General features: G+C 39.0%; 23 protein-coding genes and 1 riboswitch. Of the genes, 16 read left to right on the top strand and 7 right to left on the bottom strand.

The window, feature by feature from the left end; translation table 11 throughout:
• The first annotated feature begins 13 nt into the window (after nucleotides 1-13).
• The gene (locus G0028_RS01955; RefSeq protein WP_068972953.1) at nucleotides 14-283 is read left to right on the top strand and encodes an oxidative damage protection protein; all 270 of its coding nucleotides are present in this window, start codon (nucleotides 14-16) and stop codon (nucleotides 281-283) included.
• Nucleotides 284-897: 614 nt separating this feature from the next.
• On the opposite strand, the gene phoU is transcribed toward G0028_RS01955, so the two are convergent.
• Nucleotides 898-1,620 carry a phosphate signaling complex protein PhoU gene (phoU, locus tag G0028_RS01950; protein ID WP_130074509.1) on the bottom strand — a complete coding sequence of 241 codons (723 nt, stop codon included), beginning with the start codon at nucleotides 1,618-1,620 and terminating at the stop codon, nucleotides 898-900.
• A 383-nt stretch (nucleotides 1,621-2,003) separates the two neighbouring features.
• On the opposite strand from phoU, the gene G0028_RS01945 reads away from it, so the two are divergent.
• The 8 genes from G0028_RS01945 to G0028_RS01910 all read left to right on the top strand — a co-directional run bounded on the left by G0028_RS01945 (nucleotide 2,004) and on the right by G0028_RS01910 (nucleotide 9,900).
• A complete protein-coding gene (locus G0028_RS01945) occupies nucleotides 2,004-3,086 on the top strand; it encodes a hypothetical protein (RefSeq protein WP_180044931.1) in 1,083 nt (360 codons plus the stop codon).
• Nucleotides 3,087-3,210: 124 nt separating this feature from the next.
• On the top strand, nucleotides 3,211-4,224 hold the full coding sequence (locus G0028_RS01940; RefSeq protein WP_180044932.1) for a hypothetical protein: 1,014 nt from the start codon (nucleotides 3,211-3,213) through the stop codon (nucleotides 4,222-4,224).
• 52 nt (nucleotides 4,225-4,276) lie between these two features.
• Nucleotides 4,277-4,386, top strand: a riboswitch (TPP riboswitch).
• Between the two features lie 142 nt (nucleotides 4,387-4,528).
• Nucleotides 4,529-6,424 carry a phosphomethylpyrimidine synthase ThiC gene (gene thiC, locus G0028_RS01935; RefSeq protein ID WP_180044933.1) on the top strand — a complete coding sequence of 632 codons (1,896 nt, stop codon included), beginning with the start codon at nucleotides 4,529-4,531 and terminating at the stop codon, nucleotides 6,422-6,424.
• A 78-nt stretch (nucleotides 6,425-6,502) separates the two neighbouring features.
• A complete protein-coding gene (locus G0028_RS01930; RefSeq protein ID WP_130074505.1) occupies nucleotides 6,503-7,123 on the top strand; it encodes an NUDIX domain-containing protein in 621 nt (206 codons plus the stop codon).
• A 10-nt stretch (nucleotides 7,124-7,133) separates the two neighbouring features.
• On the top strand, nucleotides 7,134-7,943 hold the full coding sequence (gene cpdA / locus G0028_RS01925) for a 3',5'-cyclic-AMP phosphodiesterase (RefSeq protein WP_180044934.1): 810 nt from the start codon (nucleotides 7,134-7,136) through the stop codon (nucleotides 7,941-7,943).
• Between the two features lie 208 nt (nucleotides 7,944-8,151).
• On the top strand, nucleotides 8,152-8,679 hold the full coding sequence (gene dksA / locus G0028_RS01920) for an RNA polymerase-binding protein DksA (protein ID WP_130074503.1): 528 nt from the start codon (nucleotides 8,152-8,154) through the stop codon (nucleotides 8,677-8,679).
• Nucleotides 8,680-8,681: 2 nt separating this feature from the next.
• Nucleotides 8,682-9,602: a tRNA glutamyl-Q(34) synthetase GluQRS gene (gluQRS, locus tag G0028_RS01915; protein WP_180044935.1), complete on the top strand. Its 921-nt coding sequence runs from the start codon at nucleotides 8,682-8,684 to the stop codon at nucleotides 9,600-9,602.
• Between the two features lie 73 nt (nucleotides 9,603-9,675).
• Nucleotides 9,676-9,900 (top strand): zinc-ribbon domain-containing protein, encoded by a 225-nt coding sequence (locus G0028_RS01910; RefSeq protein ID WP_373687873.1) that lies wholly within the window; start codon nucleotides 9,676-9,678, stop codon nucleotides 9,898-9,900.
• A 42-nt stretch (nucleotides 9,901-9,942) separates the two neighbouring features.
• Here G0028_RS01910 and ftsW read toward each other — a convergent pair whose 3' ends face one another.
• The 5 genes from ftsW to G0028_RS01885 all read right to left on the bottom strand — a co-directional run bounded on the left by ftsW (nucleotide 9,943) and on the right by G0028_RS01885 (nucleotide 15,299).
• On the bottom strand, nucleotides 9,943-11,166 hold the full coding sequence (gene ftsW / locus G0028_RS01905; RefSeq protein ID WP_130074500.1) for a putative lipid II flippase FtsW: 1,224 nt from the start codon (nucleotides 11,164-11,166) through the stop codon (nucleotides 9,943-9,945).
• 22 nt (nucleotides 11,167-11,188) lie between these two features.
• Complete coding sequence (gene murD, locus G0028_RS01900) at nucleotides 11,189-12,535, bottom strand: UDP-N-acetylmuramoyl-L-alanine--D-glutamate ligase (RefSeq protein ID WP_174493443.1); 1,347 nt, start codon at nucleotides 12,533-12,535, stop codon at nucleotides 11,189-11,191.
• 356 nt (nucleotides 12,536-12,891) lie between these two features.
• Complete coding sequence (locus G0028_RS01895) at nucleotides 12,892-13,143, bottom strand: DUF6587 family protein (protein WP_180044936.1); 252 nt, start codon at nucleotides 13,141-13,143, stop codon at nucleotides 12,892-12,894.
• A 30-nt stretch (nucleotides 13,144-13,173) separates the two neighbouring features.
• Complete coding sequence (gene feoB / locus G0028_RS01890) at nucleotides 13,174-15,033, bottom strand: ferrous iron transporter B (RefSeq protein ID WP_174493445.1); 1,860 nt, start codon at nucleotides 15,031-15,033, stop codon at nucleotides 13,174-13,176.
• Complete coding sequence (locus G0028_RS01885; protein WP_130074496.1) at nucleotides 15,030-15,299, bottom strand: FeoA family protein; 270 nt, start codon at nucleotides 15,297-15,299, stop codon at nucleotides 15,030-15,032. The genes feoB and G0028_RS01885 overlap by 4 nt, the downstream gene beginning before the upstream one ends.
• Before the next feature lie 168 nt (nucleotides 15,300-15,467).
• On the opposite strand from G0028_RS01885, the gene xerD reads away from it, so the two are divergent.
• The 4 genes from xerD (at nucleotide 15,468) to thrC (ending at nucleotide 20,035) form a co-directional block, all read left to right on the top strand.
• Nucleotides 15,468-16,385: a site-specific tyrosine recombinase XerD gene (xerD, locus tag G0028_RS01880; RefSeq protein WP_174493446.1), complete on the top strand. Its 918-nt coding sequence runs from the start codon at nucleotides 15,468-15,470 to the stop codon at nucleotides 16,383-16,385.
• Nucleotides 16,386-16,516: 131 nt separating this feature from the next.
• Nucleotides 16,517-17,326, top strand: coding sequence for a DsbC family protein (locus G0028_RS01875; RefSeq protein WP_130074494.1), 810 nt, complete (start codon nucleotides 16,517-16,519; stop codon nucleotides 17,324-17,326).
• 128 nt (nucleotides 17,327-17,454) lie between these two features.
• Nucleotides 17,455-18,759 (top strand): homoserine dehydrogenase, encoded by a 1,305-nt coding sequence (locus G0028_RS01870; protein WP_107008526.1) that lies wholly within the window; start codon nucleotides 17,455-17,457, stop codon nucleotides 18,757-18,759.
• Between the two features lie 136 nt (nucleotides 18,760-18,895).
• The gene (gene thrC, locus G0028_RS01865) at nucleotides 18,896-20,035 is read left to right on the top strand and encodes a threonine synthase (RefSeq protein ID WP_107008527.1); all 1,140 of its coding nucleotides are present in this window, start codon (nucleotides 18,896-18,898) and stop codon (nucleotides 20,033-20,035) included.
• Nucleotides 20,036-20,152: 117 nt separating this feature from the next.
• Here thrC and G0028_RS01860 read toward each other — a convergent pair whose 3' ends face one another.
• The gene (locus tag G0028_RS01860; RefSeq protein ID WP_130074493.1) at nucleotides 20,153-21,217 is read right to left on the bottom strand and encodes a D-alanyl-D-alanine endopeptidase; all 1,065 of its coding nucleotides are present in this window, start codon (nucleotides 21,215-21,217) and stop codon (nucleotides 20,153-20,155) included.
• A 231-nt stretch (nucleotides 21,218-21,448) separates the two neighbouring features.
• Here G0028_RS01860 and G0028_RS01855 point away from each other — a divergent pair, with 231 nt between their 5' ends.
• Genes G0028_RS01855 through G0028_RS01845 form a run of 3 tightly spaced genes read left to right on the top strand, consistent with a single transcriptional unit; the run spans nucleotide 21,449 to nucleotide 25,108 of the window.
• On the top strand, nucleotides 21,449-22,084 hold the full coding sequence (locus G0028_RS01855) for a response regulator (protein WP_130074492.1): 636 nt from the start codon (nucleotides 21,449-21,451) through the stop codon (nucleotides 22,082-22,084).
• 22 nt (nucleotides 22,085-22,106) lie between these two features.
• Nucleotides 22,107-23,681, top strand: coding sequence for a sensor histidine kinase (locus G0028_RS01850; RefSeq protein WP_130074532.1), 1,575 nt, complete (start codon nucleotides 22,107-22,109; stop codon nucleotides 23,679-23,681).
• A 17-nt stretch (nucleotides 23,682-23,698) separates the two neighbouring features.
• Complete coding sequence (locus G0028_RS01845) at nucleotides 23,699-25,108, top strand: sigma-54-dependent transcriptional regulator (protein ID WP_180044937.1); 1,410 nt, start codon at nucleotides 23,699-23,701, stop codon at nucleotides 25,106-25,108.
• Nucleotides 25,109-25,246 lie beyond the last annotated feature (138 nt).

Here is a 25,246-nt window from a genome sequence, read left to right as displayed (position 1 = left end):
TTGGAGTATTGATATGTCTCGACAAGTATTTTGCCGTAAATATCAAAAAGAAATGGACGCTTTAGACTTTGCACCTTTTCCTGGTGCAAAGGGTCAAGAACTATTTGACACTATCTCGAAGCAAGCTTGGCAAGAATGGTTAAAACACCAAACCACGTTAATCAATGAAAAACGTTTAAATGTGTTTGAACCTGATGCGAAAAAGTTTCTCGAAGAACAACGTGAAAAATTCTTTAACAATGATGAATCATTGGAAAAAGCTGAAGGGTTAAAACCTGAGTAAAAAACACTGCTTTCTTTACATTCAAGACAAGAATGAAGTCCACATAGACTTTAATATGAAAGAATCTCCATATTTGGGGATTCTTTTTTATGTTCCGTCTTATGTTTTGCCAAATCAGTTTCAAACAGGTAAATAAATTTTAATTTAAAAACAAACTCAATCGCATTGATAATCTTTTATTATGAAATTAAGCCATGCCATAAAAAATTGACTGAGAGATCAATAATATACTTATTTTGGATAAAATAAAGCTCAGATATTTCAGCGAATTTTACAAAAAAATGATTATAAAACATACCCACGGAGTCAATTTAGGATTTTTAATTACACGCTGAAATGCAATTTTACATTCAATACACAGGAGTCATCATGACTGTTGCAGTTTTTTTTTATACTATAATCACATCAGCTAATGAAACATTGTTTCCCCAAGACAATCCATTAGATAAATATTCTCCAGAATATTTCTGTTTTCTTTCCTAGATTTTCCCCCAAAAATCTAGGAATTTTTTTTGTCTCAATTTTTTCAAATACACTATCACAACATTATTTTTAACATAAAAAAGCCCTAACTTTCGCTAAGGCTCTTGTAAAAATATCAAAATTTAAACGGCTTATTTACCTTGTACTTTTTCTTCAATTTCTTCAATTTTAGTATGACGCACATCAAAGCCTTTTGCTATATAGATGACTTGCTCTGAAATATTACGCGCATGATCCCCAATACGTTCGAGTGAACGTAAAACCCACATGACATTGATCACACGACTAATATGACGGGGATCTTCAATCATATAAGTCATCAAGGTACGTGTAGCTGATTGATACTCACGATCGATATCTGCATCCGCCAACAAGACTTTTAAAGCTTGCTCTGCATCAATACGTGCAAATGCATCCAATGCATCATGAATCATCACACGCACTTGGTTACCGATATGACGGGTTTCCATATAACCACGTGGTGACTGACCTTCTTCACATAGAGTTTGTGCAATCCGAGCAATTTTAGCGGCTTCATCACCAATACGTTCTAAATCAGTATTGGCTTTACTCATGGCAATCACCATACGTAAATCAATTGCAGCAGGATGACGGCGCGCCAAAATGAGTGTCAAAGCTTCATCAATTTCACGTTCAAATTGATTGACTGCATTATCTTGAAATTGTACATCAATGGCTAAATTCGCATTGGTATCTAATAATGCATGAATTGCATTTGCCACTTGCTGTTCAACCAATCCCCCCATTGTCATAAACTTAGTATTTACACCTTGTAAATCTTCATTAAATTGTGAAGAAATGTGATGCCCTAAGGCAGGATTATTGAGACTCAAGGTGCTTACTCCACAACAAGTAAAATGACATGAATGAAATTGGCGTATTTAAACATACATATTATGAAGTTTTGATGACAACTTTAAAATATTGAGCATCATTGCGACATAGTAAATTTCATATATTTCAGACTAAAATGTCATAAAATACTTAGGGTTTAGCATGTCTTTCAAAGTACCAATCATAAAGTAATGTTTAATGGTATCTTACAATGAAGTCATCTAAAAACTGCTATTGTCAAAATACAGCCTTTATGCGCTAAAAGATGTAAATAATTAACGTATTCGCTGCACAAAACTACAAAATATTTCATTCTTTCAGCCTAATTTAGGTGAAAATAGCTTCTATCAAATCTCCCTACTGTTCTGTTTTTCATGATCAAATGAATTTTAATTGCTCACTTAAACCTCTAAAGTCATTGAGTATTGTATTCAGCCTGTGTGCTGTACTTTCAGCATGCCAAAAACCTGAACCCGAAATGGCAGTTGAAACCAAAGAAGCACCTAAATCAGAAAAAGTACAACCTGATTTGACATTAATTTGTGAAAATTTAAAAAAAGAAATGTTGGCAATGAATGCTCAGCGTACCGCTTTAGCGATTGAGCAAGTCAATCAAGATATTCGTTTATGTTTACCTTTAATGGCATGGGACGAGCAAAAAGAGTTAATTGATTTGTCCAACCAAATGTATAAGCAATTTTTAAAAATTGAACGTACCGCTACCCAGCAACTTGCCTTTGAAAGTTATGCATTGGGTAAATCAGACTACCCAACCATTCAACAAAATCATTTCGAACAATTAAATATTCGAGATCAATATTTAATTCGGCATCAAGGACAAGCCTATATTGAATTGGTTGACCAAGGTCCAAAACAAATTTTTTATCGCCGTAACCCACAATATTTAGCGAAGGTCTTTGCACCTTATTTACCAGAAGCAGAACGTGTTTTTATTGAACATTTAGCAGAACAAAATGGTCAGCTCTTATTGCAAAATCAAAAGCTGAATATTACGCCAAGTGAAATTGTTCAACGGGCTATTTTTTGGGAAAGTTATATTCAAAGTTATCCCAAAAGTCATTATTTAAAAGATGCACAATATTTAGCTCAAACTTATCAGGCTTTATTATTCAAGGGTTTAGAAACATCTCCTGTTTCAGAGCAGTATATTGACGCGAGTGACATTTCAGCATCGGTTTGGTTGGAAATAGAAGCGTTATCGCAACAAAATGACAGTACTTTAGCCAAGCAGGCGCATAAATTTGTTGAATACATCAACATGACACCTGAACAACGCTTAGAGAAAATTGTGTTGCCAGCCTCCCAATACAATCAAGTCAAAAATGATCCTCATCAATTGGCTGTGGCACAGCTCAATCAGTTTTTAAATTTAAAAAATGTGAGTCTAACGCCGAAAAGTCGTGATTGTTTTAATGATTCTATTTGTATGTCACCAGATAACTAACTGATCTATATTTTGTTAAGCAAAAATGTTCTTCATTCATCTGATTTTAGGTATGCTCATCAAATCGGTCTTTGCAACCGACTTCCATTTTTAAATTCATAGATTTAACAATAAAGCCAACTTCATGAAAAAAATAGTTTCTTCCCTGCTCTGTTGTATGACGCTCAGTGCTTGTCAGCAAAAAAATCAGGCAACAGAACAACCTGACATAACACAAGAAAAAGTACAGCACATATTAACAACTGTGGATTGTTTTTCTGACACCAAAGCAATTCTGTCTCAAATTGATCAAAAAAGTTCGATTCAACAACTTGCAGTGACCAATAGCACACTGAAAAAATGTATAAAAAACCTCAACCATACACAAATTTATCAACTGCTTGAAAGCACAAATTTGATGTATCAGCGTTTTTTAACAACATCTTCAGGGGATGAATCGATGCAAGGGCTAAATGCCTATGGTTATGCTCTATTTTACCCTGACAATGCAAAAGATTTAGGACAGGGAGATGCTGCAACGATCAAGAAAAATTTACCACAGCGCGATCAATATTTAATGGATCAAGTGGGTAAACAATACATTCAATTTCTAGATGTAGGTGAAGGTTATTTTGAACTTAAACAACATCCGAAATATACAGTAGATATGTTTGCTGCTTACTTACCTCAAGCCGAAGCGGTTTTTATACAACGCATGGCAAAGGACAATGCCGATATTTTATATTCAGATGCAGCCATTGCGATTTCAGGTCAGGCGCTTGCTGAACGTGCATTATTTTGGGAAAACTATATCAAACAATATCCACAGAGTAGGTATATTAAAGATGCTGAATTATTATTGAATGAGTATCAGTATTTGATCTTTATCGGCTCAGAGAATTCACCTGCATTTAGCTTTTCTAAGCATCATTTCACCATTCAGCCTGAAACCCAACAAGCCCTCGATTGGCTAAGTAGACAACCTGATACACCGCTCGTGCTCAGTGCACAATTTTATGCTGAAGCATTGGCCGAGCCAGCAACAACATTAAGTGACGAACAACAAGCATATGATTTTGTAAAACAATACATGAACTTAAAACCACGCAATGATCGCCGTGATTGTCATCAGTATGCTTTATGCAATGACACCCCTTAACCATGCCATTAAATCTAGATGTTTTTTTCGACATGTCATGTTAGTATCGTGGCATCGCTTGACGGAGCGCGAGTATGCCCTCGCTGAGATCATCTAATGAAGATGAGTACCGTTGAACCTGATCAGGTTAAAACCTGCGTAGGAATCAAGCCCACCTAAAAACTGCAGCAAAAAGTTTCACTATTTTTGTAGAAATACCTGAATTTACAGACATAAATGTAAATGATAGCCAGAAAATAGATGTCACTGCCCCCTGTTTTTGGTCGTGCTTGATTCGTTGATGTCATTCATAAGGATCATTGCAATGAACCAATTAACGAATCTATCCCCTGTCGATCAACTTGCACAACATGAGCAAGAAGCTAAAGATCTGACTCGTATTTTACCTGCATCTAAAAAAGTCTATATCCAAGGTTCACGTCCTGACATCCAAGTCCCAATGCGTGAAATTGAACTGACCGATACGCCAACAGGCTTAGGCGGTGAAAAAAATCCACCCATCATGGTCTATGACACTTCAGGCGTGTATACCGACCCTAATGTACAGATTGACCTGAATAAAGGTTTACCCAATGTTCGCGAAACATGGATTGAGGAGCGTGCAGATACAGAACGCCTCGACACCTTAACGTCTGCTTTTGGTCAGGAACGCTTAAAAGATATTCGTACTGCAGACATTCGCTTTGCGCATATTCAAAAACCTCGTCGTGCTAAAGCAGGTAAAAATGTCTCTCAAATGCACTATGCCAAACAAGGCATTATTACCCCTGAAATGGAATACATTGCGATTCGTGAAAATCAGCGTCAGCGTGAAGGCGTAGATATGCGTCAACATGCAGGACAAAACTTTGGTGCACGTAATCTGATGGAAATCACCCCTGAATTTGTGCGTAAAGAAGTTGCCGAAGGTCGTGCCATTATTCCTGCCAATATTAACCATCCTGAATGCGAACCCATGATTATTGGACGTAATTTCTTGGTGAAAATTAATGCCAATATTGGTAACTCAGCATTGGGTTCATCGATTGATGAAGAAGTGTCAAAAATGACATGGGCAACCCGTTGGGGAGCTGACACCATCATGGACTTATCGACAGGTAAAAATATTCATGAAACTCGTGAATGGATTATTCGTAACTCACCTGTACCGATTGGAACTGTACCAATTTACCAAGCTTTAGAAAAAGTCGATGGTGTAGCTGAAGACCTCACTTGGGAAATATTCAAGGACACACTGATTGAACAAGCTGAGCAAGGTGTCGATTACTTTACTATTCATGCAGGTGTGTTATTGCGTTATGTTCCAATGACCGCAAATCGTTTAACAGGCATCGTGTCTCGTGGTGGTTCTATCATGGCACAGTGGTGTCTGGCGCATCATGAAGAAAACTTCCTTTACACCCATTTTGATGAAATCTGTGAAATCATGAAAGCCTATGACGTATCGTTCAGTCTAGGTGATGGTTTACGTCCAGGTTGTATTCAAGATGCCAATGATGAAGCTCAATTTTCTGAATTACGTACTTTAGGTGAGCTCACACATCGTGCATGGAAACATGACGTACAGGTGATGATCGAAGGTCCAGGACATGTGCCTATGCATATGGTGAAAGAAAATATGGATCTGCAGCTTGAAGTTTGTCAAGAAGCACCATTCTATACGCTTGGTCCACTGACAACTGATATTGCACCAGGTTATGACCATATTACTTCGGCAATCGGCGCAGCCATGATTGGTTGGTATGGCACAGCGATGCTCTGCTATGTGACTCCGAAAGAGCATTTGGGCCTACCGAATAAGAAAGATGTGAAAGACGGTATCATCACTTATAAAATTGCGGCACACGCTGCCGACCTTGCCAAAGGTCATCCGGGTGCGCAGGTTCGTGACAATGCTTTATCTAAAGCACGTTTTGAGTTCCGATGGGAAGATCAATTTAATTTAAGTTTGGATCCTGATACAGCTCGGTCAATGCATGATGAAACCATGCCTAAAGAAGCGCACAAATCAGCGCACTTCTGTTCAATGTGTGGTCCAAAATTCTGTTCAATGAAAATTACGCAAAATGTGCGTGATTATGCACAAAATCAAGATAAAGTTGAGCAAAATACTCAAGTGAATCCTGATGTTGAAGCAGGTCTCGCTGCCATGAAAACCGCTTATCAGGAACATGGACAAAAGTTGTACCATAAAGTTTAAAGCTTTAAAAAATGATTTGTCTTTAATCAATTCTCCGTTAGGATGGAACGACTACGTTTCATCCTAATTTTTTCATACATGAATATTATCCAACGTGCGACTTACTCTCATCAAGATGTTGAAATACAATCTCGTGACATATTGTATTCAGGTTTTATACGTGTCGAAAAAGTTAGTTTAAGACATCGCTTATTTCAAAAAAATACCTATACACCGACGATTCAAAGAGAGCTCATTCAACGCAAAGAAGCTGCGGGTGTACTGATTTATAATGATCAACAACAAAAATTTGCCTTAATTGAACAGTTTCGTATTGGGGCAATGGACGATATTGTTTCACCTTGGCAACTGGAAATTATTGCAGGGGTACTTGATGCTGATGAATCCCCTGAAAGTTGCATTCGTAGAGAAAGTCTAGAAGAGTCAGGCTGTGAACTCAGTCAACTACACCATATCTTTAGTTTTTACCCATCCGCAGGCGCATGTAATGAAATTTTCCATCTTTACACTGCCCAAGCAGAACTGCCTGAGACAGGTGGTATTTTTGGTGTCGCAGATGAAGGGGAAAATATTCAACTGCATATTTTAGATTATGCTGTTTTGGATGAGCTTTTGACGGGAAGTCGTCTGTGTAATGCGCCGATTATTATCGCATTACAATGGTTAAAACAACACATTTCATCGTTGAATACGTTATAGAGGGATCGACATGTCCACATATCAGATCAACTCGAAAAATCGTGAGCCTGTTATTATTCAGATCTCAGATACACATTTGATGACTGACCCCAATGAGCATTTTATTGGTATTTCACCCGAACAAAATTTTCATGCTGTGATTGCACAAATCTTACAAGAACATCCACATATCGATGCGATTGTACATACAGGTGATTTAGCTCAGCAAGCCACGACTGAAACCTATCAACGCTATCAAGCGTATATGCAGAGCTTAGGCATTCCTTTTTTCCAAATTCCAGGAAATCATGATGACCTCAGCTTATTTCCTTTTTTAATGCCTCTTCCTGAACCTGCATGTGTAGAAATAGGCGATTGGTGCTTTATTTTGCTCAATAGTGCAGTTCCCAAACAAGTGGATGGTTGGATTCAGACTGAACAACTGCTTCACTTAACGCACTTGCTGCAACAAACTCAAGATAAATTTGTGATTTTAGCCTGTCATCATCATCCTTTTGAGATGCATTCACAGTGGATTGATCAGCACAAACTTAAAAATACCGATCAACTTACCACGTTGTTGTCACAATTTACCCATATTAAAGCAGTATTGTTTGGGCATGTCCATCAGGAGTCGATTCATGTCTGGAACAATATCCAGTTTTTATCGACACCTGCAACCTGTGCACAGTTTAAGCCTTTAAGTGAAAATTTTGCCTTAGATGAGGCTGCACCTGGTTACCGTTATTTACATTTAAAATCTGATGGGCAATTTGAAAGCGCTATATTTCGCTTAAAAGATTATAATCAAACAATAAATAACGAAATTTCAGGTTATTAACTTTTCATTTTGCTATTTTTGCTTTAAGTTATTCCACCTCAAATGGAGTTTGAGTTCGAAATAGCAAGCTTGACTGCTTTCATCTTAGTGAAAAAGTCTATATGATGACGACCCCCGATAGCAGCATTCTATCGGTAGCGATAAAAATACTTGCATATCACCATATTTTTTACGTATAACCATACGTATATGATGAGGAATGCCCTTTATGGCGAATGACAACCAAAACCAAGTCTTGGACGAACAAACCGATGTTTTGGACGACAAGTCTGTAAAACGTGTACGTAAAACCAAGCCCAAAGCGACTGAAGGCGGGAGCACTGCAAGTCTTTTTGGTATTGAGCCTTATCAGCCTAAGAAAAATGAAGAATATATGTCTGAAGGGCAACTTGAGCATTTCCGCAGTATTTTACTTGCATGGAAAGCTGAGTTAATGTCTGAAGTAGACCGTACTTTAAATACCATGCAAGATGAGTCTTCTTCTTTACCTGACGTCAATGACCGTGCAACACAAGAAGAAGAATTTGCTATTGAACTGCGTACCCGTGACCGTGAGCGTAAATTGATTCGTAAAATTGAGCAATCAATTGAAGCGATTAAAAATGATGATTATGGTTTCTGTGAAACTTGTGGGATCGAAATTGGTTTACGTCGTTTAGAAGCACGTCCAACTGCCACTTTATGTATCGACTGTAAAACGCTTGCAGAAATCAAAGAGAAGCAGAATAACGGTTAATTATGCTATTCAATAATCCTCCCCTAACCCCTCCTTTAAAAAAGGAGGCGGATAATAGGATGGCTTATGTGGGTCGGTTTGCACCATCGCCAACCGGCCCTTTGCATTTTGGGTCACTTATTACCACAGTTGCGAGTTACTGCGATGCCAAAGCACACCATGGTCAGTGGATCGTCCGTATTGAAGATACAGATATTCCACGGATCTATCCCAACAGTGAACAACATATTCTGCAATGCTTAGACGCTTTTGAATTTGAGTCTGATGTAAAGATCATTTATCAAAAAGATCGTTTAGATATTTATGAAGCTGTTATTGGACAACTTAAACAAAAAAACCTGGTTTATGCCTGTGAATGTACTCGCAAAATATTGGGTTCCAATCATATCTATGCAGGCACTTGTCGAGAAAAAGGTTTAGCTTTCCAAGATCAAGCCATTCGGATCAAAGTTTCAGATTCAATCATTTGTTTTACAGATCACTTACAAGGTCAGCATTGTTCAAATCTTCAAAAGGATTTAGGTGATTTTGTTTTAAAACGTCGTGATGGCATCATTAATTATCAACTCGCCGTAGTCGTCGATGATTATTTGCAAGGTGTCACCCATGTGGTACGTGGTGCCGACCTTTTAGATAATACTGAACGGCAAATCTGGCTAAGACAATGTCTTGGCTATCCGCAATTACAATACCTGCATCTGCCTTTAGCAATGAATGACCAAGGGCAAAAACTGTCTAAGCAAAATTTAGCCCAAGCACTCGATATTCAGCAAGCACCACAACTCCTACAACAGGCAATTTCTGCCTTAGGTCAATTACCTGTAGATCTAGACCAACCCCATAAAATGCTCGCTCAAGCAAGCGCACAATGGGATGTGCAACGTATTCCGAAAGGTACTGAGATTCAAGGCATTTTCAAATAAAATAACAATGCTCGTTTTTTAAACAAAAAATCGTTATATTGAAGTCATTATTCTGCTTATTTGCTTGAGGTGCATGATGTTCTTTATCTTTGGAATCTCGCCCAAAACCATCAAAACCGATCAAGGACAATTTCTCTGTCCCGTGTGTAAGATACATACTACTTATGAAATACAGACTCAACGCAGCTATTTTTCATTATTTTTTATTCGAATTTTTCCTGTGTCCAAGCCCAAACAAAACGCTTTAGTGTGTCAAAATTGTGGTACGCATATGCCAAAAATGGTGCTAGAACATTAATTCATAGCACCATTTTTTTAATCTAACCACACAAAATCAAATTTAAAAACTCGATTCTTCTTTGCTTGGATTGGTCACTCGGGTTGTGGCATCAATTTTCAAAATCAAACTGATCATGACCGCACACATGATGAGTGATGAACCACCATAACTAATAAAGGGTAACGTTAAACCTTTGGTTGGCAACATCCCCATATTCATCCCTGCATTCACCAAAATCTGTAACAAGAAAATAATACTAATACCATATGCCAAATAACCTGCGCGTAAGTATTGATGTTTCAAGGCACGATGTGCGATGCGAATACAGCAAAACAGCATACCAAAAGACAAAATTAAAACAGTCGAAATGCCAAAGAACCCAAATTCTTCACCTAAAATCGCCAACATAAAGTCAGTATGTGCTTCAGGCAAATATGACATTTTTTGGATACTGTGTCCTAAACCTACACCCGTCCATTCACCACGACCAAATGCCATCAAAGCATTAGACAATTGATAACCTGTACCTAATGGATCTGCCCAAGGATTTGAGAATGACATCAGACGGTCGTAACGATAAGGCTCAAAAATAATCAAGAAGATAAATGCGGCAATAATTGCCCCAAATGCAATCCCGAACTGAATGGCTGGAGCACCTGCAAGAAAGAAAATTCCCAGCATTGAAGCAACAATCACCACTGTTGCCCCTAAGTCAGGCTCAAGTAGAATCAACAATACGGTCAGCCCCATCACCACCGCCAATCGCCCAAGCCCTTTCCAGCTCTTCAAGACAAAGAAACCTGACCAACCGTATTTCACCTCAGTCGAACGGCGCACCACATAATCGGCAGTGAAAATAATCATCACGACTTTAGCAACTTCCGTTGCCTGTAGGGTAAACCCTGCAATCCGAATCCAACGTGTCGAACCGTTGACCTCTGTCCCGACCACAAGGACTGCAGCAAGCAAAAGAATGGTAATAAACCACAGTAAAAAAGTGTTTTTAAACCATACATTTAAACTAATACGATAGGTAATCGTTGCTGCAACCGCCGCCACTACAATCGAAATTGCATGACGAATCACATAATGAAATGGGGCTTCATGCATACGCTCTGCATAAGGCATAGATGCCGAAGCCACCATTACTGTGCCAAGACACAACAGTGAAATGACACAAAAAATAAGTAAATTACGTGGTGTGATTTCCGCAGGAAGCTTTGGAATCCAACGCTCACATACCGCTGTAATTTTATTGACTGTTGTCTGAGCTAACCCAGCCATACTGTTATCCTTATGATTCTTTTTAGTTTAGTGCATTTACATAGTCTACAAAGCGATGACCACGCTCAGGATAGCCTGTAAACATATCAAAACTTGCACATGCGGGTGAAAGTAAAACGACATCGTTTGCACGGGTATTTTGCTGGCACAATTCTACCGCTTCTTGTAAAGACTCGGCGTGTAGAAGTGTTGTAGTTCCTTCAATGGCTTTTTCAATAATAGGACGATCCTCACCGATCAGCACCGCAACTTTGGCATATTTTGTTAAAGATTCACGTAATGCAGTAAAGTCTTGTCCTTTGCCTTGACCACCTAAAATGATGGCAACTTTGCCACCTTTCGCCTCAATTGCCGCACCTAAACCATCAATTGCTGCCAAAGTTGCCCCAATATTGGTGCCTTTGGAGTCGTTATAATAACGTACAGCATTGACCTCTTTAACAAACTCACAACGATGCTCTAAGCCTTTAAAGGTTTTTAAGGTTGCTAACATTTTATCTAAAGCTAAGCCAATCGCTTCACCCAATGCTAAACATGCCAAAGCATTAGCTACATTATGCGTCCCTTGAATATACATCTCTGCACTATTCAATAAACGCTCACGACCGCGTGCCAACCACATGGTGCCATCATCATCACGTAAAACACCGTATTGATTTAAATCAGGTGCATTTAAACCAAAGCTTTGCATCGGTGTAACATCAGGGACTAAAGGACGAGTCAATGAATCATCACGGTTAAATACAACTTTTTTAACTCCTTGGAAAATGCGATGTTTTGCTGCGTGATAACCAAACATATCACCATGACGGTCTAAATGGTCTTCACTCATATTCAGCACAACTGCAACCTCAGCATTGAGATTAGAAGTCGTTTCAAGTTGGAAACTTGAAAGTTCTAAAATATAAACATCAGGATCATCATGCGTTAAATCCAATGCAGGACGACCAAGATTGCCACCAACAGCGACTTTCACCCCTGCCTCTTGTGCCATTAAGCCAATTAAAGTGGTTACTGTACTTTTGGCATTTGAGCCAGTAATCGCCACAATGGGTTTATCTGTTGCACGGCGTAAAACCTGAATTTCACTAATGACAGGAATACCTTGCGCAATTGCAGCTTGAATTTCTGGCAGCTTTGGATCAAGCCCTGGGCTAATAATGATTTCTTCGGCTTGTAATAATAAGTCTTGGTCAAAATGCCCAAAACTGGTTTGCACATCGCTTGGAATTTTGTCATGCCCCGGCGGAACTTCACGTGAATCCGTTACTGCAACGCGGTAGCCTTTTTCATATAAAAAATTAACTGCTGAAACACCCGAAATACCTAGACCAGCAACGACTTTTAAGCCACCACGTTGAATTAACATTTTTGTCCCACTCAGAGTAAATTTTGAAACTTGCAAAATGTTAGCACTTTGCAGATTTGAAAGCTTTTTATGTTTTCACTTTATCTATAATTTTTTGTGTCAGTGCGTAAAAAAACTGTCATATTTTATTGCATCAGATCTGTGTAGCATCGATCTACCTGCATCACAAATCAATATATTTAAATCGCTTTATTTTTTTATTTACTCTGAAGCGCTTTCGGTATAATCGGTGCAATATCTAAATTTAACTCCGTTACAAACTACATCCCAAAATCATTCACTTTATTTTTCATTTGTATTCTCAGCATAAAAAAGCCACCCTAATATGAGAATGGCTTTCGATATATTTTAAGTTTTTATTTCCATTTTACGGCTTGGACTTCAACTTTTTTCTGTGCTGGTGCGTCACTACTTGAACAACCACATCCACCGCCACAGCCTGTAACCATCGCAGGTTGTAACCATTTGGCTAGACCATTCCAACCACGCGATCTACACAACTGAGCCAGTTTTGAAAATACCGAATACGCTGATTTTGGAAAAACCTTTTTAAACACAAAGATCGCACTCCAAATCACCAATGCTGTAATCATCAATAATTCAACCATCTCAAACTCCTTAAGTTTTGTGAGGTCTTATCAACCAAAATAATGAGTTGCAATTTGGTAAGTCAGAAAAGACATTAAATACGCCAAACCAAATAAATAAGCCGTCATGCCTGCAACTGTTTTCCATGAACCTGTTTCACGTTTTACCGTTGCTAAAGTTGCTAGGCAATGCGGTGCATAGATAAACCAAACCAATAAAGATAAACCAGTCGCCAATGACCAACTTAAATCACCTTGGCTGATAATTTGCGATAAACCTTGAGTTACAGCATCTTCATCCGTTGCAGAAAGTGCATAAACCACACCTAAAGATGCAACGAGCACTTCACGTGCTGCCATTGCAGGGATAAGAGCGATACAAATTTGCCAATTAAAGCCCAGTGGTGCAAAAATTGGTTGCATCAAATGCCCTAACATACCTGCAAAAGAATAATCAATCGCAGGCAATGTTCCACCTTCAGGAGGTTGCGGGAACGTACACAAGAACCACAACAAAATCGACAAAGCGAAAATGATCCCACCGACACGTTTTAAGAAAATTTTGGCACGGTCAAGTAAGCCAATCCAAACGCTTTTAAGATCTGGAATACGGTAACTTGGCAGTTCCATCAGCAATGCATGTGCAGATTTATCTTTTTGGAAGAACTTCAATACCGTTGCGACAATCAAGGCACTCACAATACCTGACATATACAAAGCAAATAGCACTAAACCTTGTAAATTTAAAAAGCCCCATACTGTTTGTGATGGAATAAAAGCAGCAATGAGTAAAGCATAGACAGGTAAACGTGCCGAACATGTCATCAGCGGCGCTACAAAAATTGTGGTCAAACGATCTCGTGGATCACTAATGCTTCGTGTCGCCATAATGCCAGGTACAGCACAGGCAAAACTAGACAATAATGGAATAAATGAACGGCCACTTAAACCCGCTTTAAACATTAATTTATCTAACAAAAATGCTGCACGCGGTAGATAGCCTGATTCTTCCAAAACCAAAATAAAGAAAAACAAAATCAAAATCTGTGGCAAGAATACGACCACACCACCTGCGCCGGCAATCACACCATCAACCACAAGGCTATTGAGCAATGGCGCTGAGATAAATTGACCGACAAATTCACCTAACCATGCAAATCCATCTTCAATCAGCGTCATGATGGGTTCTGCCCACGCAAACACTGCTTGGAAAACCACAAACATCATCAACGCAAGACTTGCTAAGCCCAAAACAGGATGCAAGAAAATTTTATCCAGAAAGTCTGTACGCTTGTCTTCGTGATCAACAAAAATCACTACATCTTTTAAGATCTGTGTGACTTTGTCATGATTTGAACCCGTCAAAATCACATCACTTAATGCAGCATCTGGGATACGGAATTTTTCTTGATCAAGTGCGCTCATCAGGTTTTCAATACCCGCATTACGCACAGCAACAGTTTCAACGACTGGTACACCTAAACGCTGTGCAAGCTTTTCAACATTAATTTGCATACCACGACGGCGCGCTTCATCCATCATGTTCAATACAAGTAGAATCGGTTTGCCTTGTGCAATAATTTCAAGCACTAAACCCAAGTGTAACTTTAAGTTGGTTGCGTCCACCACACACAAAAAAGCATGTTGTTCTTGTTCTTCCGCAATTTTACCCATAACTACATCACGAGTAATTGCTTCATCTGGACTGGTTGCATTTAAGCTATAAGCACCAGGTAAGTCCAATACACGTACAGCTCGCCCTGAAGGTAAAGTAAATGCCCCAACTTTACGTTCAACGGTTACCCCTGCATAGTTGGCAACCTTTTGACGTGTTCCTGTTAAATGATTGAAAAGTGATGTTTTACCGCAGTTAGGATTCCCGACTAAAGCAACTCGTAAAGTTTCGCTCATGCGGAAGCTCCTTGTAAATTTTGATCAATTTCAATACGTGCCGCTTCGATTTTACGCAAGGCAAAACGGGTAAATCCAACCTGAATTAAAATTGGATCGCCACCAAAAATACCTTTGGTAATCACTTGCACCGTTGTACCAGGCACAAAACCTAAGGTTTCTAAACGACTCGCAACGAGATCGGGTTGACTTGAATTATCGGCTAATGTTCGATTAACTTTAGTAATAATAGCAGTCTGCTTCACTTTCAATTCTGACAAACGCACTGCAACTGATCCTAAAAAAGAAACGGTATTTATGTCGATTATACATACAAATGAGAATAATTACCAAGTAAGGTTTGATTACAATTCTCATTCTCTATCTAGGTTCGACTTCTGTATTTTTTTGGTCTACATTCCTCTTATCGCTTTTAAAAATCGTCGTTTTCCATAATGCTCAATAAAAAACCCCGCACTCCTACGGCTGTTACGATTCCTGAACACTTGAGCTTTTTAAATGGTTATAAAGACTATTTAATTGCCCAAACGGTTAGCCCACACACCCGTAATGCATATCTTTCTGACCTCATTCAATGTAGTGAATGCTCAACGCAATATTTACCCACATGGTCACATGATGATATTTCCGATGTCATGATTAACTTGACCAAACAAGGCAAAAGCCCCCGCTCTATTGCCCGTAGTCTTTCTGCTTTGCGTTCTTTTTACAAATTTTTACGTGAACAAAAAATCCGTCTAGACAATCCCATGGTGGCACATAAAACCCCAAAAATTGGACGTGCCCTGCCTAAAGATCTTTCGGAACAAGATGTCGATGCGCTGATTCAAGCCCCTGATTTAACAACCGCTTTAGGACTACGTGACCGTGCAATGCTAGAAGTACTATACGCTTGTGGTTTACGTGTCAGTGAACTACTGAATTTACGTTTAGATTTAATTAATTTAAAACAAGGCTATTTACGCATTGTGGGTAAAGGCAATAAAGAGCGTTTAGTGCCTTTAGGACAAATCGCTTGTGAATGGGTGGAAAAATATTTAAATGAAGCCCGCTCTCAACTTTATAAAAGTAGTACGGATTATTTATTTCTCACCCAACATGGCGGCATCATGAGTCGACAAAATTTTTGGTATGCGATTAAACGTTATGCCTTACAAGCCAATATTCAAACAGAACTGTCACCACATACACTTCGACACGCCTTTGCAACACACTTACTCAATCATGGGGCAGACCTGCGTGTCGTACAAATGTTACTTGGACATAGTGATTTATCGACCACACAAATTTATACCCATGTTGCTCAAGTCCGCATGCAACAGCTGCATGCACAACATCATCCACGGGCTTAATTCTAAATTTTATATATCGTCGTTTTACAGCCCTTAATCAAGTTTTAACGTATGCCATTCATTTTTTTGCTATGCTTCTTCATTCAAAACGTATTTCTAAAAATCACGCTGAACAAACAAAAGAGTTATTTATGCAACTAAAACGTTCAAAATTAATGCTTGCTTGTATGCTTGCGAGTGGCCTTACACTCAGCGCTTGCTCTAAATCTCCTGATGCAAAAAAAGATGATACTTTGACAGCGACTGCACCTGCGACGGGCGAAGCATCAAATTTGACTGAACGTAATGCACAGCAACGCTTAATCCAAACGCTACAAGGCCATTTAAAGAAAGCCAACATTAATGCCAAAATTTTAGATGTAAAACCCACTGAGATGCCTAATTTATATTGGGTGAGTCTAGAAGGTATGAGTTCAGTCTATGCCACAGGTGATGGTAAATATTTAATCCAAGGTGATGTGATCCGTTTGGGGGGTAAAGAACTCAGCAGTATTGGTGACTCATTACAAGCGGCGGAAAATAAAAAGTATTTAACACAATTAAAAACTGAAGACTTATTGGTCTACCCTGCCAAAGGCAAAACCAAACATGTGATCTATGTCTTTACCGATGCAAGCTGCCCATACTGCCATAAACTACATGAGCAAATTCCTGAAATTAATGCCAAAGGCATTGAAGTCCGTTATATCGCTTGGCCACGTGGTGAACAGTTTATGCCTGCGATGGAAAGTGTGTGGTGTAGTGCCAACCGCCAAGAAGCCTTTGACCAAGCCATTGCAGGCGTACAACTTCCACCTGCAAGCTGCCAAAATCCAGTTCGTGCACAATATGAACTTGGCTTAAAAATGGGCGTAAATGGCACACCTGCAATCTACAATGCTGAAGGTGAACATATCGGTGCATATATGACGGCTGATGATCTAGCTGCACGCCTTAAATAACCTATATTTATAAGTTAATTTACTATTTTTTATAGCAAAATATAAAGATGCGTCAGCCTCTAGAGTCTGACGCATTTTTTAGCTATGATCTAAGGCGAATAAAATTTTTATATATTTTGGAGTGTGACGTGAAACCAGTACGTCTGGCAATACTCGGTCTTGGAACCGTAGGTGGTGGTGCCCTTAAACTATTACAAGAAAACGCTGCTGAAATTAGACGTCGCACCGGTCGTGAAATTGAAATTACCTATGTGGGAACACGTCGCCCACGCCCAGATCTAAACTTACCTGCGAGCGTCAAACAAAGCTCGGATCTCCTTGATATCGTTCGTCAACCTGATGTTGATGTTGTTGTTGAAGTCATGGGTGGTATTCATCCTGCTTATGAAGTGATTATGGAAGCCATTAAACATGGTAAACAAGTGGTCACTGCCAATAAAGCCTTGCTTGCAGAACATGGTAATGAGCTCTTTAAAGCAGCCGATGACCATCATGTACAAATCGCGTATGAAGCTGCAGTTGCTGGCGGTATTCCAATCATCAAAGTGATTCGTGAAGGTTTGGCAGCCAACAAAATTGACTGGCTCGCAGGCATTATTAACGGTACAGGCAACTTCATTCTGACTGAAATGAGTGAAAAAGGTCGTGCGTTTGATGATGTACTTAAAGAAGCACAAGAGCTCGGTTATGCTGAAGCAGATCCAACATTTGATGTTGAAGGAATCGATGCTGCACATAAACTGACTATTCTTGCGTCTTGTGCCTTTGGTATTCCATTACAATTTGACAAAGTGTATACCGAAGGGATTACTAAAATCACAGCACAAGATGTCAAATATGCTGAAGAACTCGGTTATCGTATTAAACATTTAGGTATTGCTCGCCGTTCAGCAAAAGGTATTGAACTGCGCGTACATCCAACTTTAATTCCTGAAGAAGAATTGATCGCCAATGTAAATGGTGTAAAAAATGCAGTCTTGGTACAAGCCAATGCTGTTGGTCCAACACTGTACTACGGCGCAGGTGCGGGTGCGGGTCCTACTGCGTCTGCGGTCATTGCTGACGTGGTTGATATTGTTCGTGACATTATTTATACAGAAGATGGCGCAGGAACGATTCCACAACTGGCATTTGAGGCACTTTCAGACCTACCAATTTTAGAAAGTGACGAAATGACAACGGGTTACTATATCCGTATCAATGCTGAAGACCAAACAGGCGTACTTGCTGATGTTACGACCATTCTCAGCCGTGCAGGGATCAGTATTGATGCCATCATGCAGCAACCGCGCTTAAAAGATTTGATTCCTATTGTGATTTTAACTGATCCAGTCGTTGAATCAAAAATGAACGAAGCTTTATCTCAAATTCAAGCTTTACCTGTGATTCATGGCGAAATCGTACGAATTCGTTTAGAATTGCTTGATAACTAATCGGGTTTAAATTTTCCTAAACTCCTCTTATTTATGCTAAGGGGAGTGATTACGCGAATAAATTCATTGGAAATGCGTAATTTAGGAAAGTTAACAAATATCTCTATTTGCTCTACATAACACTTGGAACACCCTCATGTCTAATGCAAATCGCTATACAGGACTTGTTGATCGCTATCGTGACCGCTTACCAGTATCTAAAACTACACGTGCTATCTCTTTAAATGAAGGGAATACTCCACTCATTAAATTAGATAATATCCCACGTCTTATTGGTAAAAATGTTGAAATTTATGTGAAGTATGAGGGCTTAAACCCGACTGGTTCATTTAAAGACCGTGGTATGACCATGGCTGTAACAAAAGCTGTAGAAGAAGGCTCTAAAGCAATCATCTGTGCATCTACAGGTAATACCTCTGCTGCTGCTGCCGCTTATGCTGCACGTGCAGGCATCAAAGCGTTTGTTTTAATCCCAGAAGGCAAAATTGCGATGGGTAAAATGGCGCAATCCATGATGTATGGTGCTGTGACTTTACAAATTCATGGTAACTTCGATGATGGTATGCGTCTTGTTAAAGAAGTTGCAGACCAAGCACCTGTAACAATTGTAAACTCAATCAACCCTTACCGTTTACAAGGTCAAAAAACTATTGCTTACGAAATCGTAGAAGCTTTGGGTCGTGCACCTGATTATCACTGCTTGCCAGTTGGTAACGCAGGGAACATCACTGCACACTGGATGGGTTATACCGAAGCAGTTGCTGATCAGCCAGCAGAAGAGTTTGAGCAAGTGGTTTATGATGCTGAAACTGACAAATTTACAGGTCCAAACCCAGAAGGTCGCCCAATCATGGTTGGTTACCAAGCATCTGGCGCTGCACCATTCTTACGTGGCGGTCCTGTAGAAAACCCTGAAACTGTTGCTACTGCAATCCGTATTGGTAATCCACAAAGCTTTAACCATGCTAAAGCAGTCGTTCGTGATTCAAATGGTTGGTTTGATGAATTAACAGATGCTGAAATTTTAGAAGCGCAACGTTTACTTTCTATGTATGAAGGTGTATTCGTTGAACCTGCTTCTGCTGCATCTATCGGTGGTGCAATCCGTGATATTAAAGCAGGTAAAATTGCTGAAGGTTCTGTGATCGTATGTACTGTAACAGGTAACGGCTTAAAAGACCCTGATACAGCCATCAAACAATGTGCTGATGCAGTCATGTTATCTATTGATGCTGAACTGAATCAAGTTCGTGATTCTATTCTTTCAAATATGTAAAGTTTGAATAGATCATAAAAAAACCTGCCAAGTGCAGGTTTTTTATGATCTGAAAATTAATGCTATTCGCTCATAATAAAAAGCTCCATTTAGTAGGAGCCTTTTCATATCTCATGATTAGATACGTTTTGGTAAATTACTCACCCAATTTAATAGATTGGTTGCATCATTCGTACGGGATTGTGAAGTGCTTGCACCCAACAAGACCACAACAGCAGGACGGTTATTTACAGTCGTATGCATCACGACGCAACGCCCTGCTTCATTAATATAACCTGTTTTTGAAATATTAATGTTCCAACCACCATTACGCACCATTGCATTGGTATTGTTAGATTTTAAAATACGATAACCAAGATTAAAGTCATAATGTGCTGTAGTAGAGAATTGACGAATCAAACCGTATTGTGAAGCTGCACTCACCAAAATACCCAAATCACGAGCAGATGAAACATTACGAGGGTCTAAACCTGTAGACTCTGTATAATGCGTTGAATGCATGCCCAATTGACGAGCTTTTGCATTCATTGCTGCAATAAATGCAGAACGACCACCAGGATAAGTCCGCGCTAAAGCTGCTGCTGCTGGATTTTCAGATTTCATCAAGGCAACCAGTAACATTTCTGCACGGTTCATGGTATCGCCAACTTTTAAAGTTGAACTTGAATTTTTACCACCTGCTCCAGCAAAGTCGATGGATTGCAACATAATGTCTTCTGACATATTTAAATGTGCATCTGCTGTCACCACTGCGGTCATTAACTTAGTAATAGAAGCAATCGGCAATGCAGCATTGGTATTTTTACTGTACAGTACCTCACCTGTGTTGGCATCCATAACCAGTGCTGCACGCGCACTGACCGAAGGTTGGTTTAGATAGCGATTGGTATCACTGATTTGTACAGTTTGTGGTACAGGTGCAGCCGTAGGTGAACCATATGATTTTGTTGCGGGTGCAGATAAAAAGGTCACAGAACCAGCAGGTGATGGCTCATCACCATCTTCGCTGATGGAGACATCACCATTGAGTAACTGACTTGCATCATCAGCTGACCAGCTCATTGCAGCACGTTGCGTTCCCCCCGAAGAATTCATTACAAGCTCTGCAAAACTGGCTGAACTCAAACTGAGTAGCACTGCTGCAGACAGGGCATGCATTAACGTTTTTTTTGACTTTATCACGGTAACTTACTCATTCAGGGAGGTTTTTTGCACTATTGCTAATTACCTCAATTATGACTTACATTTATACTCAAACATGACTAATATTGAATAATCAAATTAGCTACACCATTGTGCATAAAAGCTTAAGAAAGATTAGGAATAGCATTGCTAATTTTGTTATGACATTGCAAGTACTTTTTGCTTTGTGTAACAAAAAAGTTGCTTTTTTGAAAGTATAAGGAGGTCTTAGTGATCACGGTTTTAGTGGTAGACGACCATGAATTAGTACGTACAGGTATCTGCCGTATGCTTGAAGACCAAGCAGATATTCAAGTGATTGGTCAGGCTGAATCTGGTGAAGAAGCCATTGCTATCGTCAGACAGCAGCATCCGAATGTGGTTTTATTAGATGTTAACATGCCTGGTATTGGTGGTGTTGAAACAACGCGTCGTTTATTACAAACAGCACCCGAAACCAAAGTTCTTGCTGTAAGTGGCTTAGCTGAAGAACCCTATCCTTCTTTATTGTTAAAAGCAGGCGCGCGTGGCTATATCACCAAAGGTGCACCAATCTCTGAAATGGTACGTGCCATCAATAAAGTCATGCAAGGCGGTAAATATTTTAGTGCCGATATTGCTGAGCAATTGGCGAGTTCGTATTTATCCGACAATCAAAGCTCACCTTTCGATGCCTTATCTGAACGTGAAATGCAGGTGGCAATGATGGTTGTCAACTGTATCAGTGCGCAAGAAATTTCAGATAAACTTTTTGTCAGTGTCAAAACTGTGAATACTTATCGTTATCGTATTTTTGAAAAATTAGGTATTGATAGTGATGTTAAGCTCACACATTTAGCAATACGCTATGGTTTAATCAAACCATAAATTTGGTATAAAAATGAATACGATGTGGCCTGCGGTATCCAATTCACTTCAACAAACTATTTATCGGTTAGGCACATTATATTCAGTTTATAGATTTACTTTATCTTTTTGTTTAATCATTATTTTTTTGTTCACATCTGAACATAATGGAATCAACTACCTACATAGTAAATTGTATTTTGATAGCTTAATTATTTTTGGCTTTCTGAGTTTTCTACAATTACTCTCTCTGAAATTTTTTACTCGATATATATCTGAGCAGCTTTTTGCAATTTTTCTCGTCGATATTATATTTTTAAGTACGCTGACTTTTTCTTTAGGTGGCCCTAGTCTTTCAATCAGTTTGTTATTTGTCATCATGGTTTTTTCAGCCAATTTTTTATTGAAAAAAAATGAAGCACTGATTGTGACACTTGTTTCTGTTATTGCTGTTATTTATCAACAGTTTGTTGGCTCATTATTTGATGTATCTAACCTGAATAATATTAGCAATAGTGCACTGTTGGCTTTTCTATTCTTTCTCGTCTATGGTATTGGGCAAGTCTCGATTCAGCGCTTTAGAGTATTAGAAACGATTAACTCATTGCAGTCTTTAGAATTATTAAAACTGCAAAATATTAACCGTTATATTTTAGAACAAATTGAACTCGGCTATTTGGTTTTAGACGAAAATTATCGCATTGTGGTTTGTAATCCTGCGGCATGTTCATTATTAGGCATCGCCCCATTATATGCTTATGCAAATGAACAGTATTCACTGGTCAAATTTCAAAAAGAGCTATTTGATCTACTACAGATCAAAACTTTGGAAGAAGGACAACGTTTCCAATTTCAATCGAATCAAAGTCATTATACCGTGGATATTCGAGTGCAAAAACTCATTGTGCCACATCAAGCATTAACGCTGTTGACCTTAGAAGATTCACAAAAAATAAATCAAAAAGTGCAACAACTCAAATTGGCTTCTCTTGGACAACTCTCTGCAAGTATTGCCCATGAAATTCGTAATCCCTTAGCCGCGATTGCCCAAGCCAATGAATTAAGTTTAGATGCAGATCTTGAGCAACGCCAAATGCTGAATGCAATGATTGAACGACAAAGTCAACGTATTAACCAAATTATTCAACAAACCTTAGATATGGCAAAAAATAAAAAAACCATAATGTCCGATATTCAACTTAACATTTTTTTTAAAGATTTATTCATCAATGACTTAGCAGATGTAAAAAATCAAATTGCGTTAAGCCTGCCGCAAAATTATATGATTCAGTTTGATGAATCACAGTTAAGACAAGTTTTGATTAACCTCGTTCGTAATGCGATACGACATAATGCCCATGATGCTGATTTTATCCAAATTCTAGTACATGCTGAGGCTCAACATCTGTATATTGATGTGATAGACTTCGGTGAAGGGATTGCAAGACAGAATCTTGCACAATTGTTTCAACCCTTTTTTACGACTGAAATCAATGGCACAGGACTTGGCTTATACTTATCGCAGAGTATTTGTGAAGCAAACCAAGCCAAGTTGATGTATATAGAGCAAAAACAAAAAGGGGCATGTTTTCGAATAGAGTGCCCATTGAAAATTTAATTTAGGTTATTGGGGATATGACCACACGACAACCATTAGTTCTACTTGTGGATGATGAGCACGATTTATGTGTACTCATGCAAATGACATTAGCGCGCATGGGCATCAAAACCCATATTGCACATCATCTACAGCAAGCCAAGTTGTTCTTTAGTGAGCACAACTACAATGCCTGTATTACCGATTTAAACCTACCTGATGGAAGTGGTTTAGAGTTGGTTAAGCACGTGACACAGCATTATCCAAAAGTACCCATTGCGGTACTCACAGCCTATGGCAATATGGAAATTGCAATCGCCTCACTCAAAGCAGGTGCATTTGATTTCGTGAATAAACCAATTAATCAACAGCATTTACACCAACTGCTCACCAAAGCCTTGCACGTGCCTTTAATCGATTATAGTGAGGAAAATCTGCAACTAGAGCATCAACTTCTCATTGGCGAATCTAAGCCCATGTTAAAGTTGAAGGAAACCCTTAAAAAAGTCGCTCGCTCACAAGCCCCTGTTTTTATTTCAGGTGAATCAGGCACAGGCAAAGAAGTCGTTGCAAATTTGATTCATAAACTGAGTAATCGCAGTGATAGCCCATTTGTGGTCATTAACTGTGGTGCTATTTCTGAAGAACTCATCGACCGAGAACTTTTTGGCTACGTCAGTCATAGTTTTGCAGGAGCAACCCAAGATAAACTGGGGTTAATTCAATCGGCTAATGGGGGGTGTCTATTTTTAGATGAAATTGCGGAACTATCCTTAAATACACAGACCAAACTATTACGCGCCTTACAAGAAAAGAAAATTCGTCCACTAGGCAGCGAACAAGAAATCGATGTAGATTTTCGCATCATCAGCGCAACCAATCAAAATCTTGAAGAACGCGTGCAACAAGGTAAATTTAGACAAGATCTATTTTTCCGTATCCATGTCATGGACTTACACTTAGCTCCCCTGCGTGAAAGGGGCAAAGATATTCTCATTTTAGCAGAACATTTTATACACAATATCTGTTTGGAATGGGATATTGCCAATAAAGAACTGTCTGAAGAGGGCAAACGCTTTTTACAATCGCAACCCTTTTTAGGCAATGTTCGTGAATTACGCAATATGATTGAACGTGCAATTACCTTAAGTGATGGGCACCTGATCTGTATTGAGCATTTGCAATATTCACAGAAACGTAATTTTAATGTGGAAAAATCAGATACGGGCATCAGTTATGAAAACTCAACAAATTCACAAGAAGCGTCTGGGAAGATCCCCACTGAAGGCTTAGAACAATACTTAGAAAAAGTGGAAAAAGAAGTGTTATTAAATGCTTTAAATCAAACCCATTGGAACAGAACCTTAGCCGCCAAAAAACTCGGTATGACATTCCGTTCTTTGCGCTATCGCTTGAAAAAGTTTGGCTTAGACAGTGATGATGATTAATCTCAATATCTGAGATTAATCATCTATCAGACTTACATTGTGGGTTGTAGACCCACAGTACCCTCAGATTAGACTGAGCGTAAAGAAATTTGCACTCAGGCTAACTCAAGATTTTATAAGTTTTCAAAATATCGGCTG

This window comes from Acinetobacter piscicola, assembly GCF_015218165.1.
GTDB classification, from domain to species: domain Bacteria; phylum Pseudomonadota; class Gammaproteobacteria; order Pseudomonadales; family Moraxellaceae; genus Acinetobacter; species Acinetobacter piscicola_A.
Note: the sequence above shows the minus strand (reverse complement) of the source record. Positions and strands in the feature narration are given on the sequence as shown.

Bases quoted from the DNA above. Each gene is read 5' to 3' on its own strand.
- G0028_RS01845 (WP_180044937.1), top strand. From the start codon at position 23,699: ATGACCACACGACAACCATTAGTTCTACTTGTGGATGATGAGCACGAT.
- G0028_RS01895 (WP_180044936.1), bottom strand. From the start codon at position 13,143: ATGGTTGAATTATTGATGATTACAGCATTGGTGATTTGGAGTGCGATC.
- G0028_RS01875 (WP_130074494.1), top strand. From the start codon at position 16,517: ATGCAACTAAAACGTTCAAAATTAATGCTTGCTTGTATGCTTGCGAGT.
- feoB (WP_174493445.1), bottom strand. From the start codon at position 15,033: ATGAGCGAAACTTTACGAGTTGCTTTAGTCGGGAATCCTAACTGCGGT.
- ftsW (WP_130074500.1), bottom strand. From the start codon at position 11,166: ATGGCTGGGTTAGCTCAGACAACAGTCAATAAAATTACAGCGGTATGT.
- xerD (WP_174493446.1), top strand. From the start codon at position 15,468: ATGCTCAATAAAAAACCCCGCACTCCTACGGCTGTTACGATTCCTGAA.
- G0028_RS01955 (WP_068972953.1), top strand. From the start codon at position 14: ATGTCTCGACAAGTATTTTGCCGTAAATATCAAAAAGAAATGGACGCT.
- G0028_RS01930 (WP_130074505.1), top strand. From the start codon at position 6,503: ATGAATATTATCCAACGTGCGACTTACTCTCATCAAGATGTTGAAATA.
- G0028_RS01945 (WP_180044931.1), top strand. From the start codon at position 2,004: ATGAATTTTAATTGCTCACTTAAACCTCTAAAGTCATTGAGTATTGTA.
- thrC (WP_107008527.1), top strand. From the start codon at position 18,896: ATGTCTAATGCAAATCGCTATACAGGACTTGTTGATCGCTATCGTGAC.
- cpdA (WP_180044934.1), top strand. From the start codon at position 7,134: ATGTCCACATATCAGATCAACTCGAAAAATCGTGAGCCTGTTATTATT.
- gluQRS (WP_180044935.1), top strand. From the start codon at position 8,682: ATGCTATTCAATAATCCTCCCCTAACCCCTCCTTTAAAAAAGGAGGCG.
- murD (WP_174493443.1), bottom strand. From the start codon at position 12,535: ATGTTAATTCAACGTGGTGGCTTAAAAGTCGTTGCTGGTCTAGGTATT.
- G0028_RS01940 (WP_180044932.1), top strand. From the start codon at position 3,211: ATGAAAAAAATAGTTTCTTCCCTGCTCTGTTGTATGACGCTCAGTGCT.
- dksA (WP_130074503.1), top strand. From the start codon at position 8,152: ATGGCGAATGACAACCAAAACCAAGTCTTGGACGAACAAACCGATGTT.
- G0028_RS01850 (WP_130074532.1), top strand. From the start codon at position 22,107: ATGTGGCCTGCGGTATCCAATTCACTTCAACAAACTATTTATCGGTTA.
- thiC (WP_180044933.1), top strand. From the start codon at position 4,529: ATGAACCAATTAACGAATCTATCCCCTGTCGATCAACTTGCACAACAT.
- G0028_RS01910 (WP_373687873.1), top strand. From the start codon at position 9,676: ATGATGTTCTTTATCTTTGGAATCTCGCCCAAAACCATCAAAACCGAT.